Annotated in this window: 19 protein-coding genes; all 19 read right to left on the minus strand. The window is 42.2% G+C overall.

Annotated elements, in window-relative coordinates; translation table 11 throughout:
• Positions 1-206: 206 nt before the first annotated feature.
• Entirely contained in the window at positions 207-623 is a 417-nt protein-coding gene (locus tag K6Y21_RS08655; RefSeq protein WP_233071441.1) for a sugar 3,4-ketoisomerase, read from the minus strand.
• Entirely contained in the window at positions 614-1,498 is an 885-nt protein-coding gene (rfbA, locus tag K6Y21_RS08660) for a glucose-1-phosphate thymidylyltransferase RfbA (RefSeq protein ID WP_233071442.1), read from the minus strand. Before rfbA ends, K6Y21_RS08655 begins: the two co-directional genes overlap by 10 nt.
• Entirely contained in the window at positions 1,495-2,583 is a 1,089-nt protein-coding gene (gene rfbB / locus K6Y21_RS08665) for a dTDP-glucose 4,6-dehydratase (protein ID WP_233071443.1), read from the minus strand. Before rfbB ends, rfbA begins: the two co-directional genes overlap by 4 nt.
• Position 2,584: 1 nt before the next feature.
• Positions 2,585-4,150 carry a glycosyltransferase family 61 protein gene (locus K6Y21_RS08670; protein WP_233071444.1) on the minus strand — a complete coding sequence of 522 codons (1,566 nt, stop codon included), beginning with the start codon at positions 4,148-4,150 and terminating at the stop codon, positions 2,585-2,587.
• Positions 4,151-4,242: 92 nt separating this feature from the next.
• Positions 4,243-5,379 carry an acyl-CoA reductase gene (locus tag K6Y21_RS08675; protein ID WP_233071445.1) on the minus strand — a complete coding sequence of 379 codons (1,137 nt, stop codon included), beginning with the start codon at positions 5,377-5,379 and terminating at the stop codon, positions 4,243-4,245.
• Positions 5,372-6,451 carry a LuxE/PaaK family acyltransferase gene (locus tag K6Y21_RS08680; RefSeq protein ID WP_233071446.1) on the minus strand — a complete coding sequence of 360 codons (1,080 nt, stop codon included), beginning with the start codon at positions 6,449-6,451 and terminating at the stop codon, positions 5,372-5,374. Before K6Y21_RS08680 ends, K6Y21_RS08675 begins: the two co-directional genes overlap by 8 nt.
• Positions 6,448-7,818 (minus strand): AMP-binding protein, encoded by a 1,371-nt coding sequence (locus K6Y21_RS08685; RefSeq protein ID WP_233071447.1) that lies wholly within the window; start codon positions 7,816-7,818, stop codon positions 6,448-6,450. The genes K6Y21_RS08680 and K6Y21_RS08685 overlap by 4 nt, the downstream gene beginning before the upstream one ends.
• Positions 7,815-8,540, minus strand: a complete 726-nt coding sequence (locus K6Y21_RS08690; RefSeq protein ID WP_233071448.1) for an SDR family NAD(P)-dependent oxidoreductase — start codon at positions 8,538-8,540, stop codon at positions 7,815-7,817. Before K6Y21_RS08690 ends, K6Y21_RS08685 begins: the two co-directional genes overlap by 4 nt.
• A gap of 1 nt (position 8,541) precedes the next feature.
• Positions 8,542-8,781, minus strand: coding sequence for an acyl carrier protein (locus tag K6Y21_RS08695; RefSeq protein ID WP_233071449.1), 240 nt, complete (start codon positions 8,779-8,781; stop codon positions 8,542-8,544).
• Positions 8,781-9,323 carry a GNAT family N-acetyltransferase gene (locus K6Y21_RS08700; protein WP_233071450.1) on the minus strand — a complete coding sequence of 181 codons (543 nt, stop codon included), beginning with the start codon at positions 9,321-9,323 and terminating at the stop codon, positions 8,781-8,783. Before K6Y21_RS08700 ends, K6Y21_RS08695 begins: the two co-directional genes overlap by 1 nt.
• Positions 9,324-9,424: 101 nt before the next feature.
• A complete protein-coding gene (locus K6Y21_RS08705) occupies positions 9,425-10,435 on the minus strand; it encodes a PseG/SpsG family protein (RefSeq protein WP_233071451.1) in 1,011 nt (336 codons plus the stop codon).
• A gap of 28 nt (positions 10,436-10,463) precedes the next feature.
• Positions 10,464-11,489 carry a pseudaminic acid synthase gene (gene pseI / locus K6Y21_RS08710; protein ID WP_233071452.1) on the minus strand — a complete coding sequence of 342 codons (1,026 nt, stop codon included), beginning with the start codon at positions 11,487-11,489 and terminating at the stop codon, positions 10,464-10,466.
• Positions 11,490-11,598: 109 nt separating this feature from the next.
• Entirely contained in the window at positions 11,599-13,656 is a 2,058-nt protein-coding gene (locus K6Y21_RS08715) for a motility associated factor glycosyltransferase family protein (RefSeq protein WP_233071453.1), read from the minus strand.
• 4 nt (positions 13,657-13,660) lie between these two features.
• Positions 13,661-13,984: a hypothetical protein gene (locus K6Y21_RS08720; protein WP_233071454.1), complete on the minus strand. Its 324-nt coding sequence runs from the start codon at positions 13,982-13,984 to the stop codon at positions 13,661-13,663.
• Positions 13,984-14,409, minus strand: a complete 426-nt coding sequence (fliS, locus tag K6Y21_RS08725; protein WP_233071455.1) for a flagellar export chaperone FliS — start codon at positions 14,407-14,409, stop codon at positions 13,984-13,986. Before fliS ends, K6Y21_RS08720 begins: the two co-directional genes overlap by 1 nt.
• A 13-nt stretch (positions 14,410-14,422) precedes the next feature.
• Positions 14,423-15,811: a flagellar filament capping protein FliD gene (gene fliD / locus K6Y21_RS08730; RefSeq protein WP_233071456.1), complete on the minus strand. Its 1,389-nt coding sequence runs from the start codon at positions 15,809-15,811 to the stop codon at positions 14,423-14,425.
• A 24-nt stretch (positions 15,812-15,835) separates the two neighbouring features.
• Entirely contained in the window at positions 15,836-16,294 is a 459-nt protein-coding gene (locus K6Y21_RS08735) for a flagellar protein FlaG (RefSeq protein ID WP_233071457.1), read from the minus strand.
• A 67-nt stretch (positions 16,295-16,361) separates the two neighbouring features.
• Entirely contained in the window at positions 16,362-17,177 is an 816-nt protein-coding gene (locus K6Y21_RS08740; RefSeq protein ID WP_233071458.1) for a flagellin N-terminal helical domain-containing protein, read from the minus strand.
• Positions 17,178-17,426: 249 nt separating this feature from the next.
• The gene (locus K6Y21_RS08745) at positions 17,427-18,245 is read right to left on the minus strand and encodes a flagellin N-terminal helical domain-containing protein (protein ID WP_233071459.1); all 819 of its coding nucleotides are present in this window, start codon (positions 18,243-18,245) and stop codon (positions 17,427-17,429) included.
• Positions 18,246-18,302: the final 57 nt, after the last annotated feature.

Raw genomic sequence — 18,302 nt, forward strand, 5'->3', positions numbered from 1 at the left:
GGATATAGTCCAGTTCATCGTTCTATTCTCTATCAGAATAAAATCATCAGAGTCATGGGATACTTTACGCCATCTAAGGAATTTGAGTCATTTAATACTCGTAGAAGATATGTTTACTTGTAGTGGTCAATTAAAACTTACCACCGCGAACAATCTTTTAAGTACTCAGCCTCACCCTTTTTGGCAATCATGTTCACCTTATTGGCTCATGCTTTGTTAGCAAGCGATAAAAACTCATCATAATTTCTAATGTAATCGGATTCGTCATAATGCTCACTAGCAAGTACTAATAAAACACAATCATCACTGAAATCATGCATTTCCCGCCAAACCATACTTTCTATTAATATACCACCTGTGCATGTATCTAAATAAAATTCTTGACGTTCAACGCCATCATCTAGCACGAATCGACATGAGCCCTTTACACAAATAGCTACTTGCTTAAGAGCTTTGTGAGCATGATAACCACGAGAAACATTTTCTTTGGTGGCAAAAATATAATAAACCCGCTGAATATCAAATGGGACGTCTTGATTAGACTCCAATGCAATTAGTGAACCTCGTTCATCGCCACGTACAGGGAAGTTTATATACTTGGCAAGTTGATTAATCATTGCCATTCTCTCTCTTTATCAGACAATAACTCCTCTAAGTATTGACCATAGGTATTTTTACCCATTTTCTGTGCGGCTAGTTTTACTTCTACCGCAGTGATCCAACCATTACGCCAAGCAATTTCTTCCAAGCAAGCAATTTTAAATCCTTGTCGAGCTTCAATGGTTGAAACGAAATTAGAAGCCTCTAATAAACTTTCATGCGTGCCACTGTCTAGCCATGCAGATCCTCGACCAAGTAACTCAACGTTGAGTAATCCTTTATCTAAATAAACTTGGTTAATTGCTGTTATTTCTAGCTCTCCTCGATTAGAGGGTAAAACATGTTTAGCAATTTCGATCACATCATTGTCATAGAAATACAAACCGGTCACTGCAAAATGTGATTTTGGCTCGCTTGGTTTCTCTTCAATAGAAAGCGCTAACTGATGGCTATCAAACTCAATCACACCAAAGCGTTCGGGATCTTGAACTTTGTATCCAAATATAGTGGCACCATGAGTTTGCTTAGCGGCATGGCGAAGTTTAGGAGAGAAGCCTTGTCCCCAGAATAAGTTGTCCCCCAAAATCAAACAAACCGTATCATCACCGATAAACGATTCACCAATAATAAATGCCTGAGCTATCCCCTCAGGATGAGGCTGAACGGCATAATTCAACTCTATACCAAATTGTTTTCCATCACCTAATAAACGCTTGAAACTAACTTGATCTTCTGGTGTTGTGATTATCAAAATTTCTCGGATACCCGCCAGCATCAGAACGGAAAGTGGATAGTAGATCATAGGCTTGTCGTAAACCGGAAGCAGCTGCTTGGACACCCCTAACGTCGTAGGGTAAAGGCGCGATCCTGTTCCGCCGGCAAGGATAATACCTTTCATACGCTCACCTTTTCACTATACTGCTTGGCATGAGATAGATAGGCACCGGTTTGAATATTTTCAATCCAGCTGCGGTGATTTAAGTACCATTGAACTGTTTTTCTAAGGCCTGTTCCGAAAGATTCATCAGGCGTCCATTCAAGTGCTTTATCTATTTTACTTGCATCGATAGCATAGCGACGATCATGCCCTAACCTATCATCAACATGAGTAATTAAATCTTGATACGACGTAGCTTTAGGTACTAACTCATCGAGTAAACCACATATATTTTTCACTACATCGATATTTTTTATTTCATTGTGACCACCAATATTGTATGTTTCACCAACATCGCCAGTCATTAACACCGTCAATAACGCCTTTGCGTGATCTTCCACATATAACCAATCTCGAATTTGATCGCCCTTGCCGTATATTGGCAGTGGCTTATTATCTAAAGCATTCATGATTATTAATGGAATTAATTTTTCTGGAAATTGGTAAGGGCCATAATTATTGGAACAGTTTGTAATCATCGTTGGCAAGCCATAGGTTTTACGCCATGCTCTGACCAAGTGGTCACTCGACGCTTTAGAGGCTGAATAAGGGCTACTTGGATTATAAGCACTTGACTCGGTGAAAAGTGGTAAGCTTGCGCCAATTTTAATATCACTCGGATGAGGCAAGTCACCATAAACTTCATCGGTAGAAACATGTAATAAGCGAAACCTTTGTCTCTTCATATCATCTAACTCAGACCAATATTTTCGAACGACTTCGAGTAAAGTATAGGTGCCGATGATATTGGTTTCGATAAACGTAGCAGGCCCAGTAATAGAACGATCGACATGACTTTCTGCGGCAAGGTGCATAACCGCATCGGGTTGGTATTGTGTAAATACTCTTTTTAATTCAATAGCATTACATACATCGACATATTCAAAATGGTATCGGTAATGATGCGAGATAGATTCAAGTGACTCTAAGTTACCCGCATAAGTAAGCTTATCAAGGTTGATAACCGTATGACTTGTATTTTCTAATAAGTATCTAACAACGGCTGAACCAATAAAACCAGCCCCGCCTGTAACCAGTATTTTCATATCACTCACTTAACTCATTACCACTTTTATTTAATTTAACTTTTTCTAACCACAAAGCAATTTTACTTAATTCGATTGTATAATGTTGGTAATACAACCTTCTCGAATCTTGTGTCATACCATCATAAAAAATATAATTAAGTTCAACACCAACTATTTTTGCAAGTTGAGAGTAGCAGGGAAAATCACCAATTTCTTTAGCCATCCAACACAGGGCTTTTGTGCCCTTTTTGGCAAAAATAACATTTGTCCATGCAGCCCCGGTGGGGCCAACTATATATTCTGCATTGGCTATATAAGAGATTTGCTGCTCGATTGTTAGATCTTCCATGTAGACTTCTTCAAAGCCATATTTGCATAGAAAACTAAACACATCTTTCTGGTTGTACTGCCTTAACACTGGCTTTCTTGCTAAGAATATTCGCTTTGGAGTTACAGTTTTTTCTATTTCTTCAACTAACTTAAATCCACTTTTTCTTAAATATAAGATTGATTCCTCACGATAGAAACAATCCCTTGGCAACCATTTTCTACGATGATATTTCGCGTTAACAACGATATTATTTGGCTGTGACATGACTAACAATTGTTCGATTTGATACTGTTTCCCCTCGCCCATAAGTATAAGCTTCCGGCCACACATAGCATTGACAAACTTTTCAACTGCAGACATGTTCTTATATGCTGAAGAAATGAGTATAGGATACGACTGATATTTTTTTGGTAACTGTTCAACATATTGAAGTTGAGTTAACACCTCAATGAGCCAATGATAATAATTTTTTTCATTGCCACCGGATATTAATATACCTTTAGATAATGCCTCACTATAACCACGTCTAACCAGTGAATTTTTATTACCGCAAAAAAATACGTTGCCACCGGCATAATCAGCCATATCATCGGTAGAGCTTTTTATCCTTTCAATGACGACTCTGCCATCCGACAAAATAATTGAACGAGTTGATGAGCGTACACAAGCATTCTCAAAAGAATACAGATTGACATCGGGGAGTGTTATTTTCTCTTTTAGACAATAATCATCCAAATGAGTTGGGCCAAAAGCAAAGTCTTCGCGCTTTCCTGCGAATTGATGAACACGATACTCCTCCAACATATCAAGCCAAAGATGCTTTACTAATGATAAATTACTATTTCTATAAGTTAACCAAAATAGCCAGTTTGAAATGCAAGGGTAACCACCGCAGATGATTTCATCCCTTATAAGTGAAAAACGTTTTTTGACATCAGCGAATAACGAGTTTTCAACACTACCAATATCAAAGAAGTTAACGATTTTTTCTTCGTCAATTTTTAGTGATTGAGTGAGCTGAATAAATATCTCTTTATAATAATCACTCGCTATGATTATTTTTTCAAAATCTATTGATAACGCTTGCTCTGGAGCATAAACAAGCCGGCCAAAGATTTTTTTGCCTTGTTTATCATTGTTATTATCGATAAAGCCAATAACATCAAACTTGCTTTGGTGTTCCTTGAAGAAGTTTACCCCACCAGCTCCAGTACCAAATATAAATACCTTGGGCTTTTTCTTTATGCTAATCATGACCTCATTCCCGTAGTGGGCTAGCTAAATGCATGCGACTCTTCATTAGAGAATAAGCGGAAAGCATTCGATACAAAAAAATGAAGCACATATCAAGCCAAGTTTTCCATACTAGAGAATTCTGTTAATAAATTCATACCATCCCATTGATGAGAAAACAGTAGGGCCTGACCCAGAGAGACAAAGCGTAATGCCTTGGTTGGCTTTACATAGTCGTGAGACACAAACGAGCTCATAGTTTGAAAGTTAATAGGAAGTAAATTATCTAACTCAGCAAGAGATGAGATTGAGAACTCGTAAAAAACACCTTGCCCTGGATGCCTTGGATATGAAGTTAAATTATCAGCAAGTTCTAGACATAAAAAAGGATCTGTGATCCTACCTTGTACTGCAATTTTTTGGGAGGCGAACTCTTGTATGAATGAACAACGCTCGGTTAGTATAAAATCAAAGTTGACACCTTTATCATCAAATATTTTTGCCACTTCACACCAAAAAAGCTGTTTTGCAGTCTCTACCTCAACGCTATTACCCAACCAAAATATCAACTTAGGTGATGAACACCCTTGCTGATTAAACCAATACACATCATTATAAAAGTTGTGCACCAAGGACTTTATGTCATCAAGCTCTAGGATAGCTTTCGCATCCAATAACGCGCCAGAAATTTTGTTGCCAAAGCTGACTTCGTGAGCATGGGCAGGCAACGGGATGCGTTGGATCCGCTCGATGGTTTCATCACCGCCCCAGATGATCCTTAAATCACACAAGCTGCTGAGCTCTGCGGTCAACTGGCTGCTATTGGGATATTCTACAAATATATTAGCCGCCGCAATGGTTTGATAAGCAGGTTGCGCTAGCGTTTCCTTGATAATACGTTCAAGTAAAAATGCCACTTCACCACGACGTTGGCTTAGCCTGACGACATTTTGATTGCCACATAGCAAAGACAAAGCCCATGAGTAAACAAATTGGGTATCCACATTCGCAGGGGTGATATGAAATGCTAACCCGCAAGCTTTGGCATTGCATGGCAAGTCTTTTGCCATTTGCATCACTTGTGCACGGCGCAGCCAAAAGCCTAAGCTCATTACCTCTGGCTTATCGCGCTGGTGTAATAAACGCTGGCTGAGGGTTTGCAAAAACTCGACCACTAAAGGGGAAAACGGGGCTAGCGTCGGCTGAGCTTTAAAAGCGATTGCCTGTTTTAAGATAGCGGCGTCAGTCATGGCTCACCTCTTGGTAGGTATCACTACAGCCTCGGTTTTCCGACTTTTTGATCCGCCCGAGCACTTCAAAATAGCGCCCTTTTCTGCCACAGGGACAAGTGTCTTCACCTAATATGCGCCCTAAATCCTCGGTTAAAATGCTATGACCGGGATAGCTGTGAGGTAATACCGATAACACTTGGATAATGCCTTGTTGGCCAAAGTCGTTAATCACAGAAAGATCTTGTTCGCTACGTAAAATAATGTCGGCGCAATTGGGAGCATGTAAGTGGCCGTGTTCGCATTCAACAAAGATGGAGCCGGTTTGCTCCACCATGCCATAAAAATTGTGTACCTTGGCGTGGCCAAATAACTGCTGCATAGCTTGATTAAACTGTGTTCTATCAACCGCTAAATGAGCCAGTTTTTTCCAGCCTCCGCCATGAAAAACAATAGCATCAAGTGGCGGCAAGGTTTTGCCACTGGCGTGAATGGCTTGGTAAAAGTATTGCCAGATCATAAAGGTAAAGCCAAATATAAGGACTGGTTGGCCTTGGTACTTAGTAAAGAATTGCTCCAGCTGCTGCCAATTAATTGACATATCAGGGTTCAAAGCATAATGATGATCGCGGCCTAATAATGCAAACCCTTGCACCCCAGCACCGCGCGCCGAAAAGCCACTGCGGTCGGCAATCAAGTTACTCGGCTCAATGAACAGCATAGGCAAACGCTGTTTACCGCTAAAGTACTGCATGATCTTAACTAAAGATTTAGCTTGCAGTTTCGCGGTATCGGCATCGAGATAAATTTTCGCCACCTTGGCAGAGGTCGTACCCGATGACGTTAAGGTTTTAATGATCTGCGATTTAGGCGCTGACACTAAATCTAATTCTTTAAACAACTGAGCACTTAAAAACGGTACTTTCTCTAAAGAGCTATTTGTTGGCACTAAGCCTAAGGTATCAATAATATTTTTATACAGCTGACATTTCTGATAATGAAATTCGGTTAACTGATTAAGCTGCGCTAACAAAATCGCGTTTTTTTGCTCCTTCGTCTGACTATAAATTGCATCAAAATCAAGCTCAATCATGCTCGGTTCACTTTGCTATTTAACAACAAGGTTTGATAATCTATTTTGCCATTGCTAAGCAAAGGCAAGTCGCTAATTTGTGTCACCTGAACCAAACTCGGGTGGATAGCAAAGGTTAAGCGCAAAAACTGTTTTATCTCTTGTTGGCTTACATCACCCACACTCACCACCAGCAGGTTTTCATCCTCGCCCAAAGCCACCAAGGTTGGATAGCAGCCTTGTTGCAGCCTCTGCTCTAACTCATCCAGACTAAAACGCACACCTTGTAATTTAATGATACGTTTAATTCGGCCGCTAATAACAAAATCACCGTCATCATCCAAATAAGCGAGATCGCCCGTATGCAGTTGCTTTATTGCGGGGAAATCACTCAACTGAGAAACACAGCTTGCATAGCCCAGCATCACATTGTCACCTTGATAAACCAGCTCGCCTTGTTGTTTGGTTGCGGTTATTAGCTCACCGCTTTCATTGAGTAAACTTAACTTGCCACCTGGGATCGCTTGGCCTATGCAACCCAATTTCGTGCCCGCTTTGGTCGGATGTAAATAGGCTATGCGCGCCGTCGCTTCGGTTTGGCCATACATAATAAAAAAGCGTTTTTGGCTTTGTTTGGCCCAAGTTGCAAAGTGGCTAGCTAATGAATCACTTAAACGTCCCCCCGCTTGGGTTAGCGTGGTCAGGTGTGGTAAGTCCATCTGCTCTAATCTTAGCCGAGCGAGCATTTGATATTGTGCGGGAACCGCCGCCAGATGAGATATGTGCTGCTCTTTCATTAACGCCCAAAAACCTTTGTTCATCACCGACTCGCTGGTTAACACCGTTTTTGCCCCCGCGAACAAATGGGAATGCAACACAGATAAACCGTAAGAGTAATGCAAGGGCAAGCTAGTGATCGCGCGATCTGCTGGCGATATCTCTAAGTATTCAATAATGGACTGGGCATTACTGATAATATTTTGTAGTGATAAACAAACGTATTTTACCGTCCCCGTTGAGCCGGAGGTAGCAAGCATCAAAGCGAGTTCATCGGCTAAGGTGTGGCTGAATTCACTTTGTAATGCCAGCTCTGTCGCACTTGAATACCAATAGTTGGCTTGAAAATGTCCAACCGTCGCCGCTTTTTGTCCATGAGCTTGTTTGGCATCAAGTAATAACGCAACATGGCCAGCATCAAGGCAAGCAAGATACATCAAGGTAGCCGCTAACGAGTTATCCATTTCAATGGCAATCAGCTGGCGGGGCTTGCCTTGCAGCGGCAAAAGACAATGAGCAAAATATTCGGCCAGCTCACTGAATGTCAGCTGCTGCTCATTATCAATCAAGGCAATACCTGAGTGATGCAAATAAGGAGCAAGATAGTTCATAGGCTCCAACCACCATCGATAGTGATCACTTGCCCAGTGATATATTGGCTTTCATCACTGGCCAGAAAGAGCGCCAATTGCGCGACTTCTTGAGGCAAACCCAAACGCTGCATAGGGATTTCGGCTAAGGTTTGCGCCAGAGCCTGCTCAGATAAGTTATCCAGTAACGAGGTGTCTATGCTCCCCGGTGCTATGGCGTTAACCCGCACTTTTTGACCTGCCAGCTCCAGGGCAAGATTTTTGGTTAGGGCTTCACCCCCTGCCTTACTCGCGCTGTAAACCGCTTGGCCTAAAGTGGCTTTTTGCGCCAGCACAGAGCTGACATTGATAATGCTACCGCCTTTTTTACTCATCAACCGAGCGGCAAATTGGCAAAGGGGAAATAAAGAAAATAGATTAGTGGTGAAGCTTTGCTGCAGATCCTCGCCTTTGATAAAGCCAAACCCCTTTGGCTCCATCATGCCCGCATTGTTAATCAGCACATCGAGACCGCCTTGTTTTTGCAGCCAAGCAAAAAACGGTTTTATATCTTGGGTTTGGGTAATATCCAGCGGATACGTTTCTAGCCTATCTAAGCACTTAGCCAGCTGTTCAAGTTTATCTTTGCTACGCGCCACCGCGATGACCCTAGCGCCTTCCCTTAGCATCAGCTCAGCCATGGCTGCGCCTATGCCTCGACTGGCCCCTATGATAACAACGGTTTTATTAACAAGGCGCTGCATCTTAGAAATCGATATCGTAACGCGCTAAAATTTCACGAGCCTTGGCTACCGAGCTCATGTCGATAATATCATCGGTATCGAGCATGATCTCAAACTCGGCCTCAAGCTGAGCTATCAGCACCATGTGCGCGGTTGAATCCCACTGCGGGATGGTGTTGTATTGCAATGAATCAACCACCAGCTCAGGCGCTATAGTTAACGCTTCACTGAATAAATGTATTAGTTTTTCGTTATTTGTCATTATCTAATAAACCGTGTTAATTTCGCTTTGCTGATCTCATAGTCAGCGAGCGCCAACATCATGGAGACCTGCTCATTATCTTGATTATCTATTACATAGCCCAACTGCTGATTGAAATTTAAAGCCGCCTGATTACTGGGTAACACAGTGGCGATCAGCTGCTTCGCCTTGAGTTCATCAAAACAATAATCCGTTAAGGCCAATGCCACACAAAAAGCAAGAAACGTGCCCCGATATTTTTTATCGCCTAGGTACAACCCCGTTTCTAAGGTTTGCTCTGCTTGTCGCAATGATTGCTTGGTCGGCGATTTGATATTGGCATAGCCAACCAGTTGCCCTTTGTATTCCAGCGCAAAATGTTGCTGTGTGTCCAATTGCCCTAAGCCTTTGAACCAAGCCAGCTGCTGTTGTGTGGTGATGATTTGCTGATCTAGCATTTGGCTACGAATATCGTCTTGATTGCGCCATTGTCGCAAGGTTTCGATATCGTCTTCTGTGATGGCGCGAAGCACCACCTTGTATGCTGAGATTGCTTGTTTCATAACCAGCTAATTCATTGATTTATCTATGCTAGCTATTGTGAGTGGTTTTCACTTATTTGTGAAGGTAAGGGAGCTTGCAATTTGCGCTAGCGCTAACGTTTTTAACTTTTAGCCGCCAAAATTTGTTCAATAAGCAAGGTTGCAACGCGCTTGGCGCCCAATCCATCAACAGCATCAGTGGCAACTTGGCTAAGTTGGCGCAGTTTTGCGGGATGCGATAATGTGCTATCTAGCCAAGATTGTAACTTGAGTGGATCGATTTGCTTTGCATCTTCCACCAGCTGAAAATCAAGCCAACCTTGCTCTTTACCTTGCTCTACGGCAGGCAATTGGTTAGGTGCAACAGCATAGGCAAAACAAGGAATTCCCGCTTTGGCCAGCTCAAATAAAGAGCCCCCCGCCGCAGTGATAGCAAAGTGACATTGCTGCATTCGCTGCGCCATATTCTCGACATTTTGAAAATACTGCACCTTATGCTGCTGACACCAATTGATTATTTCATCGGCATTGGCTACCGCTGGACCTATGATCACATCTAACAGCGGACCATAACCCCAAGCATGTAATAACTGACAAACAGGTAAGGTTAGACTGGCAACGTCGCTCGCCCCCATCATCACCAGCATACGTTCACGAGCGGCGATATCAGCAAACGGAGTTAAACAAAATTGCTGTCTTAATATCGCAAATGAAGAGCCAAGTAACTTAACCCCGACAAAATCTGGATAGGCTTTACCAGCAACGGGGTTCGTTAATATGCTTGCACTTAGAGGGCCACGGTTATCTTCATCATCGAGCAATAAACTCACCGACACTTGGTGATAAGCAGCTATCTGTTGCGCCGTTAATTGATAACTGTCTAAGATAACCCCATCGAATTGCTTGGCGCTTTCAATTGCCAGTGCTTCATTAGCAATAGCTTCGTTAGCAAATGGGATAACAGAATAAGATGCTAATAAACCTTTGGCTTTTTGGCAAAGTTGCCCCGTGAAGTAAATATTGACGCCTTGTTGCTCAAGGGCTTGCGCCAGTGCAAGACAGCGTATCAAGTGGCCAAAGCCAATCTCGGGATACGCATCTAGGCGAATTAAGATCTTGATTGAATTGGGCATGATTCGCTAAATCTATCCTGCGATATGGCTAAACCAATAGAGGCCAATCAAGTGGTGTGCCCGGCACAAGATCTTGCGCAGCAACGCGGCCAAGCACTTGCTGCCAATGCTTTGGCGCCAAGCCTAAGCCGGGACGCACGATGCGCACATTTTCTTCATTAAGGGTTTCGCCTTGCTTGATGGGCTTTGCCACATAAATAGAGCGGCGGTAACGTTTTGCCGCCTCTTCTTTTGCCGTGCCGCCATAGGTGACTTGACCTAAGGCATCCAGCGCCCGCTGGCTTTCTGCCACTAGCATAGCAAGTTCATTGGGCTCTAAGGAAAATTCGGCATCCACGCCACCTTGACTGCGATCGAGCACGAAGTGTTTTTCGATGATCCTAGCACCAAGAGCAACCGATGCCAGCGCAGCGCCTATACCTTGAGTATGATCCGACAGCCCCACTTGGCAAGCGAAAGCTTGCTGCATATGTGGGATGGTCAATAAGTTAGTGTCAGTGGGCGCGGCAGGATAAGTGCTGGTGCACTTTAACAAGGCGATTTCGCCTGCGCCATGAGCTCGAAGGCAGGTAACGGCTTCGTCTATTTCAGCAAGGCTTGCCATCCCCGTGGATAAAATAACCGGTTTACCTGTAGCAGCTACCTTCTTTAACAATGGGATATCTGTATTTTCAAAAGAAGCAATCTTGTAACAAGGTACATTTAGCGATTCAAGAAAATCAACGGCAGTGCTATCAAATGGAGAGCTAAAAGCCAGCATGCCGAGTTCATTGGCTCTATCAAACAATGCTTTATGCCACTCCCATGGGGTTGACGCTTTACCATACAAATCAAACAACGACTCGCCGGCCCAAAGGCTATCTTGCTCTTGAATGACAAACTCACCTTGGCGCAAGTCTAACGTCATGGTCTGGGCGGTATAGGTTTGTAATTTGATCGCATGGGCCCCCGCTTGCGCGGCCGCCTCTACCATTTGCATTGCAAGGTCAAAGTCTTGATTGTGATTGCCTGACAATTCGGCAATAACAAACAGGTCTTGGTTAAAAAAAGGCACAAATACTCCTGACGAAAAATTCTGATTCACGACTTTTTGGTTTATGTCGTAGCAAAAAGCCCCACAATAATGGGGGGCATAAGCCACAGAATAGCAACTCAATGCTATGTTATTTAGTTTTTAGGAATTGGAAAGGAAATTTAGTTTTGTCGGGCACGAGCAGCTGCTCTGAAAACTTCTGTTTCATCCCCTCTAAATAATCACGTAAAATCGCTAAACCTTCTTGATGAACAGCAAGCGTTTTCTCAACATCTACCTGGCTTTGTAATAATCTACTGAGTACCGTGTGAGTATATAACAAGCTACCTCTGACCATATCTTTCAAGAATAAACTGTTAATTTCTCCACCGCTTTCAGCAAATACATATTGCTGATATAAATTAGTGATCGCTTCTTGACGCGTAGTAAGAGGACGCAATGTGAACGCGATTAGTTGGTCTATATAATGGCAAAAATCTAGCTCAACCAGCTTTTCTTTAAACATAGTGGCAAAGGCCGATGCATCAAATTGATAGTATTCTAAGGTTGAGTTTATCACCTTTCCTTTATCAAGCTCTGTTCCAGATAACACAAGCTCATGGGGCTCTAATGGTTTTGCTCCTTCAATGAGGGCACCATCACTTAAATTAAAACAATTTAAGCTCACATTATCTGCAATCACGCGCTCTAGCGCTTTTAAAGAAAAACCAAAAATGTAGCTACTTCGTACCGTTCCGCCAAAATTTCCTTTGACCTCGATTTTATCCTGGCTTTTTTGGTGGAATACCTTCCGGTCCTCACCATTTTCATAATATACACTGTCAATGCTGTGGTGCTGACCATTTGGGAATCCTAGATCAATACCGATAAAATAGATGTTTTTAAATCCAAGTGCTTCAACGATACATAAAGCAGTATTGGCAACGGTTGGATTGCAATAAAGAATTCCTTTCATTTTCTTGGCCTCCTCACTCATGGAATAAGTGAGAGAGGTGGGTGGCTCATTCAGTTTGAGTCCCATTATTTTTCGATCAAATAATGCAAATGCTTCAGGGCTCACTGTATTCATTGACAAAAGCACCATTTCTTTAAGCACTTTTGGATCAACGGTGAGCAATCGTTCCGTTACCTGCCATGTCCGTTCTTGCTCAACATGCATATCGGGAACTATGCCATTTTTAAGCAAGCTGTCGATAGCTGTTCCGCAACTGATTACAATTGCCTTACTTTGCTGTGCTTTGATTAGGGCGATATTTTTATCTAAAGAGGGGCCATTACCACAGAGAAAAACGGGAATGTTAGCATTATTCTGAAATGCCGGCTTATCCTCAATAACAGGAATATCCTTGAGGTTATAGTAGTGATGGGCGGTTGCAATAAGACCATCATCAAAAAAACCAAAGCCAAATGCAAGTTCATAGGATCGTTGCTTATAGACTTCACACGCTTTGTTTATTACATCGCTATCGTAATGCTTATATAAGTAGCTTTTACCTATATCGTAACCACCTTTGTATGTCAGTTCTTTAGTAAGATCAGCAAAGAAAGCTTGCTCATTCGCACCTAAGCAAAAATGTAAAGAGCTGCCCATTTCATCGAGTTTTTCTAAAATCGACTTCCAATCTATCAGATGTAAAGAAGCATAAAAAAAGTCGTGATTAGGTTCGTATATATAAAGTCGATTAACCTGATGGTTGCTGATTAGATTTTCTAAATAAAAGCCGGTACCGAGGCCAAAACAAATCATTAAGCCAAGTGACTCAGGAAAAAAGCTTTCTGCAAACTCCAGTTCTCTATTTTGTAATTCAACTAACTTATTCAGATACTCATAATGTAAGAAGCCGGACGTTTGAAATGATTTGTTAACTAGCATATTACTGCTGTCAGGTTGGCGTTTGTATAACTCAAAATCAAAAAGGCAGCTGCGATAAGCATCGCCACCAAAGGTTAAAACATCTGACCCTTTTTGCACCAAATCAACACTTGCTTCAGTGGCGACTAGTTCAAAGCTTTCCGGTTCATAATACTTAAAGGCTTGCGCAATATCTGGAATATAGTCTTCAAAAGCGCTGATGTTGATGGCAAATTGGGTTTGATAATCTTTATGGTGATAAGGTAACTGGGAGACGGCTTGTAAAATATCCTGTTTTATCGTTTCTATTTTAGAAGCTGCAGGTAAATCACTCATTAAATCACCTAAATCTTTTTATATTAGTATATTGATTAACAGCCTTATGGCCCTTTCGAAAAGATTGCTGTATCTCTTTTAGTCGCTGCTGCTCTATTTTCATAGCGCTGACGCTTTTTTCATCTAGTGTCATTAACATCGTAAGAAAATCGGCAACCTCCGCCTCATGCTTAGTCCCATTAGAGCATTGCCAAAGCTGCTTAATTAACACCAAACGCTGTGCTAAAAGAGGAGCAAGATCGTCTAAGCTCTCAAATTCATCATTAAGATTTCGTTGACGAACACGAGTTGATAGATCTTCAATCTGGGCTTTAAGCTCATCTATCATTATGAGGTTTTAGCCATATTGGTGCGCATAGCTTGGGCTTTTAATTTGTCTTCCTGCGAAATGGCTTCCCATGCCTCTTTTATTGGTGTCATAAGGCCTATAACTTCATCAATACTCGCAATGGTTTCCTCGCTGGATGCCTCAGCTAAACGTCTCACCATATAATCATATAGTTGATAAAAGTTTTCTCCAATTTCAGGGTTGACTTTCAAATCAATCCCATCTTGCAGACCGCCAATAATGCCAATCGCTTTGTTGAAAGCTTTCGCCTTAGCCTCATAATCTTTGCGCTCAAAACTTCCTTTAGCTACAGCAAGTGTGTCTATCAAACCTTGCATAAGCATCAAGATAACACGATGGGGATCCGCAGCCACTAAAGAGGATTCTTTACTAACTGTTTGGTATTTTCTTAGATTTGCACGCATCACTTACTCCAGATTAATCTTTTTTCTCAACTGGCTTTAACACACTTTGGATGTAAGAAGAAGTCGCATTATATTGAGCTATGGTCACATCTAAAGCCGTATACCTTTGGCGTAACGTAGCTTCGTAGTTTTCCATATATCGATCTAAAGATTCGCGATCGCTATCAACTTTTTTTAATGACTCTTTCAATGCTGCTTCTCGTTCAGTCACAACACCATCACTAGCTAAGTATGTTTCAGTATAATCATTTAATTGCTTGGCAATACCATCTGCACCTGCAAATATCTTGCCAACATCTTCAAGATTGTTTTTGATCGCGTTTTCTAGTCGCTCAGCCCCACTAGGCTGGCCATTTTTACCAATACTACTAATTTCTAGCTTGCCTTCAGCATTCATCGTGATACCCATGTCATACAGCATCGACATAGCACCTGACGTATCTGAAACTTGAGACCCTGTGATGGATCTTAATTGCGACTCGTAACTGCGTACACTCGAGTCAAACGCTAGAGGACCACTAACCGGGTTTGAAAGTGAAGAAAGGGTTGACTGCAACTCGTTATATCCATCAACAAAATCATTCACTAGTTTAGTCACATTTTCAGTATCAACGCCTACCGTTAAGGTAAGGGGTTGCCCTGCATCAGTCAAATTATTGACGTTTAATTCAATGCCATTAATTGCATTTGTGAAGGTATTGCTAGCAGACGAAACCGTTTGGCCATCGATAGAAATCATCGCATCTTTTGCCGTTTTTGCTGTCGCCATTGAAGTAGAGATTGCATCTAAGCTAGTGTTGTCATTACTGACTGTCAAGGTGTTACCGTCACCAGTCACTTCAGAGGTGTAGGTCAATATTGGTCCATTATCTGAGTTTATAATGTTAGCTTTTACGCCAAAGTTCCCTTCTGCACTGTTAATTTTACTTTGAATATCTTCAAGTGTATCTGTCGCCTCTATTGCTACCTCAAAAGTGTCACTTCCCGCACCAAATGACAGTTTTCCTGAGCCGACCGTATCTGTTGAAGATGAAAACGCCCCAGCAGCACTGTCAAGTCGCGAGCCTTGTGCTAATTGAGAAACCTCAATATTGAAAGTACCACCAGTCACGACACCGGCAGTCGATGCAGACAATATATTACTGGTGTCACCAGAGCTGCCTTGGTAGGAGTAAGTAGATTTATTCTGATAAAATGTCGTTGGGTCTGAAAGCTTTTCTAGTACTGTTTGAAATTTTGATAACGAGGCTTTTAAGGTACCAACCCCAGAAAGCTCTGCGGTATAATCAAGCTCGCGAGTATTTATAGAGGACTCTCGAGTTGATCTTTCCGCTTTAACGAAGGTTGAAATAATACTTTCTAAATCAAGACCGGAGCCAACTCCAGCGATGGGCGTAGCCATAAGCCACCTCCGATTAATTCATTGTCATACTTCACTATCAAGAAATATGCCAACTTTATCTGTTAATTCTTTCTCTAACTCCATGATCTTATTTGCAATCCTTAGCAGCTCTTCACTAGGAAATTGTTTAACTAGCTCTTTATTCTTAGTATCCATGACTTTAATTATCGTTCTATCAGTAGAGGCATCCAGAGAAAAACTAACGCCACGTTGATTCTTGTCCAAATACTCTTGTACTAAGCTAATCGCCTCTTCAACAGTAGGAGGCTCTTTTTTTTGGTTAACGTTGCCTTGAGTTTCAACTCCACTGTCTTTTGCTGCTTTTCTTGCTTCAGCGCTAACACTCAAGCGATCAGCATTTTCATTCGTTGAGGATTGAGTGGCGGCTGCAGGTAAATCATCCTTCACCCCAAGGCTTGAAGAATAAGCTTGTGGCAATGTTTCTTTATTATAGTTGCTGGATACTAATTCTGTCGTTTTCATCAGTAACCTCCAAAAACAGTTAAGCGCCTAGTCCATAGGCGCTTATGATAGCTTACCCTATTTTTGATTAACCAATCAAAGATAGTGCAATTTGAGGCTGCTGGTTAGCTTGCGCTAACATTGAACTAGCAGCTTGTTGCATTACCGTGTTTCGTGCCATTGCAGCAGATTCAGCTGCAAAGTCAGCATCCATGATACGGGATTTAGATGCTGCCACGTTCTCTGAAATATTGGTTAAGTTACGAATAGTTGACGAGAAACGGTTTTGCTTGGCACCTAAGTCTGCACGTGTGTCGTTTAATGTCGCCAGCGCCGCATCGAGCTCTCCAACCGCTGTTTGCGCATTAGCCGCTGTAGAAATACCGGTTGAGACCGCTAACCCTGTGGTATTCATTGCCGTTGAAACTGAAATTTCAATTGTTTGGTTTGCATCTGCTCCCACTTGGAAAGCAGCAGTGTAAGTGCCATCCAGTAATGTTACACCACCAAATGTGGTGTCTGATGCTACACGGTCAATTTCGGTTTTTAGCTCTGAGTATTCTTTGTTCAATGCTGCACGGTCAGCAGTGGTGTTCGAACCGTTTGCAGATTGTAGTGCCAATACACGCATACGTTGTAACATGTTAGTGGTTTCGTCTAGCGCGCCTTCAGCAGTTTGCGCAAGAGAAATACCATCGTTAGCGTTACGTGCGCCTTGATTTAGACCATTAACCTGCGCTTGTAAACGAGAGCCGATTTGTAAGCCCGCCGCATCATCTGCTGCACTGTTTACACGTAGGCCAGAAGATAAACGTTGAAACGACTTAGATAGGCCGTCTGTAGCGTTAGTTAGGTTACGTTGTGAGTTTAGAGACTGAACGTTAGTATTTACGTATAAAGCCATGGTATTTCTCCTTTAAAGCTATGATATCCAGGGTCAGCATTTTGATTAGATGCCACAGCCCCTTTTGTATTATTTGCACCTTAATTTCCGTGCTCATAATATGTATCGGCTAGGAGAAAAAAACCTTGAACATTTTTTTTGAAAATATTGCAAACCAAATTTAAGCAAATGTTTTTTCAAGGATAAAAAGATAGAGACATGGGGAAATAGAAAGGGAAAAGCCCCAAAAATGGGGCTGAGGATCGCTCCTCACCCATTTAGAAGTGATAATGCAATTTGTGGCTGCTGATTAGCTTGAGAAAGCATGGTACTCGCAGCTTGCTGCATTACCGTATTGCGTGCCATATTTGCCGATTCAGCTGCAAAGTCCGCATCCATGATTCGTGATTTAGACGCAGATACATTTTCAGATATGTTAGTTAAGTTGCGAATGGTTGATGAAAAACGGTTTTGTTTCGCACCTAAATCAGCCCTAACATCATTTACCGTTGCCAACGCTGCATCCAATTCAGAAATGGATGCCTGTGCGCCCGAAGCGGTGGTGACATCAGCAGTTAATCCCAATCCGGTTGATCCCATTGAGACATTAATCTCAAGCTGAATGGTTTGGTTAGCATCTGCCCCTACTTGGAAAGCAGCCGAGTAGGTACCGTCCAACAAATTTACACCACCAAAAGTGGTATCAGTAGCGACGCGATCTATTTCAACTTGCAGTTCTTGATATTCTTTATTTAGGGCTGCACGGTCAGCGGTGGTGTTTGAGCCATTTGCCGATTGCAAGGCTAGAACACGCATACGTTGAAGCATGTTTGTGGTTTCGTTAAGCGCACCTTCGGCTGTCTGAGCAAGTGAGATACCGTCGTTGGCATTACGAGCGCCCTGGTTCAAACCATTAACCTGCGTTTGTAAGCGGGTACCGATTTGTAAACCTGCTGCATCATCTGCCGCGCTATTTACACGTAAACCTGATGATAGACGCGTAAATGAAGTGCTTAATTCATTCGTCGCTTGAGTAAGATTACGTTGCGAATTAAGGGACGCAACGTTGGTATTTACATATAGTGCCATTTTTTTATCTCCATAATTGCTAACACTTTGAACACTGCAACATGCATGCCAAAAACA

It is taken from the genome of Motilimonas eburnea (assembly GCF_021295345.1).
In the GTDB taxonomy this organism is placed as follows: Bacteria; Pseudomonadota; Gammaproteobacteria; order Enterobacterales; family CBDFNC01; genus Motilimonas; species Motilimonas eburnea.

Coding starts and splice junctions, on each gene's coding strand:
- K6Y21_RS08655 (WP_233071441.1), bottom strand. CDS start 623: ATGGCAATGATTAATCAACTTGCCAAGTATATAAACTTCCCTGTACGT.
- rfbA (WP_233071442.1), bottom strand. CDS start 1,498: ATGAAAGGTATTATCCTTGCCGGCGGAACAGGATCGCGCCTTTACCCT.
- rfbB (WP_233071443.1), bottom strand. CDS start 2,583: ATGAAAATACTGGTTACAGGCGGGGCTGGTTTTATTGGTTCAGCCGTT.
- K6Y21_RS08670 (WP_233071444.1), bottom strand. CDS start 4,150: ATGATTAGCATAAAGAAAAAGCCCAAGGTATTTATATTTGGTACTGGA.
- K6Y21_RS08675 (WP_233071445.1), bottom strand. CDS start 5,379: ATGACTGACGCCGCTATCTTAAAACAGGCAATCGCTTTTAAAGCTCAG.
- K6Y21_RS08680 (WP_233071446.1), bottom strand. CDS start 6,451: ATGATTGAGCTTGATTTTGATGCAATTTATAGTCAGACGAAGGAGCAA.
- K6Y21_RS08685 (WP_233071447.1), bottom strand. CDS start 7,818: ATGAACTATCTTGCTCCTTATTTGCATCACTCAGGTATTGCCTTGATT.
- K6Y21_RS08690 (WP_233071448.1), bottom strand. CDS start 8,540: ATGCAGCGCCTTGTTAATAAAACCGTTGTTATCATAGGGGCCAGTCGA.
- K6Y21_RS08695 (WP_233071449.1), bottom strand. CDS start 8,781: ATGACAAATAACGAAAAACTAATACATTTATTCAGTGAAGCGTTAACT.
- K6Y21_RS08700 (WP_233071450.1), bottom strand. CDS start 9,323: ATGAAACAAGCAATCTCAGCATACAAGGTGGTGCTTCGCGCCATCACA.
- K6Y21_RS08705 (WP_233071451.1), bottom strand. CDS start 10,435: ATGCCCAATTCAATCAAGATCTTAATTCGCCTAGATGCGTATCCCGAG.
- K6Y21_RS08715 (WP_233071453.1), bottom strand. CDS start 13,656: ATGAGTGATTTACCTGCAGCTTCTAAAATAGAAACGATAAAACAGGAT.
- K6Y21_RS08720 (WP_233071454.1), bottom strand. CDS start 13,984: ATGATAGATGAGCTTAAAGCCCAGATTGAAGATCTATCAACTCGTGTT.
- fliS (WP_233071455.1), bottom strand. CDS start 14,409: ATGCGTGCAAATCTAAGAAAATACCAAACAGTTAGTAAAGAATCCTCT.
- fliD (WP_233071456.1), bottom strand. CDS start 15,811: ATGGCTACGCCCATCGCTGGAGTTGGCTCCGGTCTTGATTTAGAAAGT.
- K6Y21_RS08735 (WP_233071457.1), bottom strand. CDS start 16,294: ATGAAAACGACAGAATTAGTATCCAGCAACTATAATAAAGAAACATTG.
- K6Y21_RS08740 (WP_233071458.1), bottom strand. CDS start 17,177: ATGGCTTTATACGTAAATACTAACGTTCAGTCTCTAAACTCACAACGT.
- K6Y21_RS08745 (WP_233071459.1), bottom strand. CDS start 18,245: ATGGCACTATATGTAAATACCAACGTTGCGTCCCTTAATTCGCAACGT.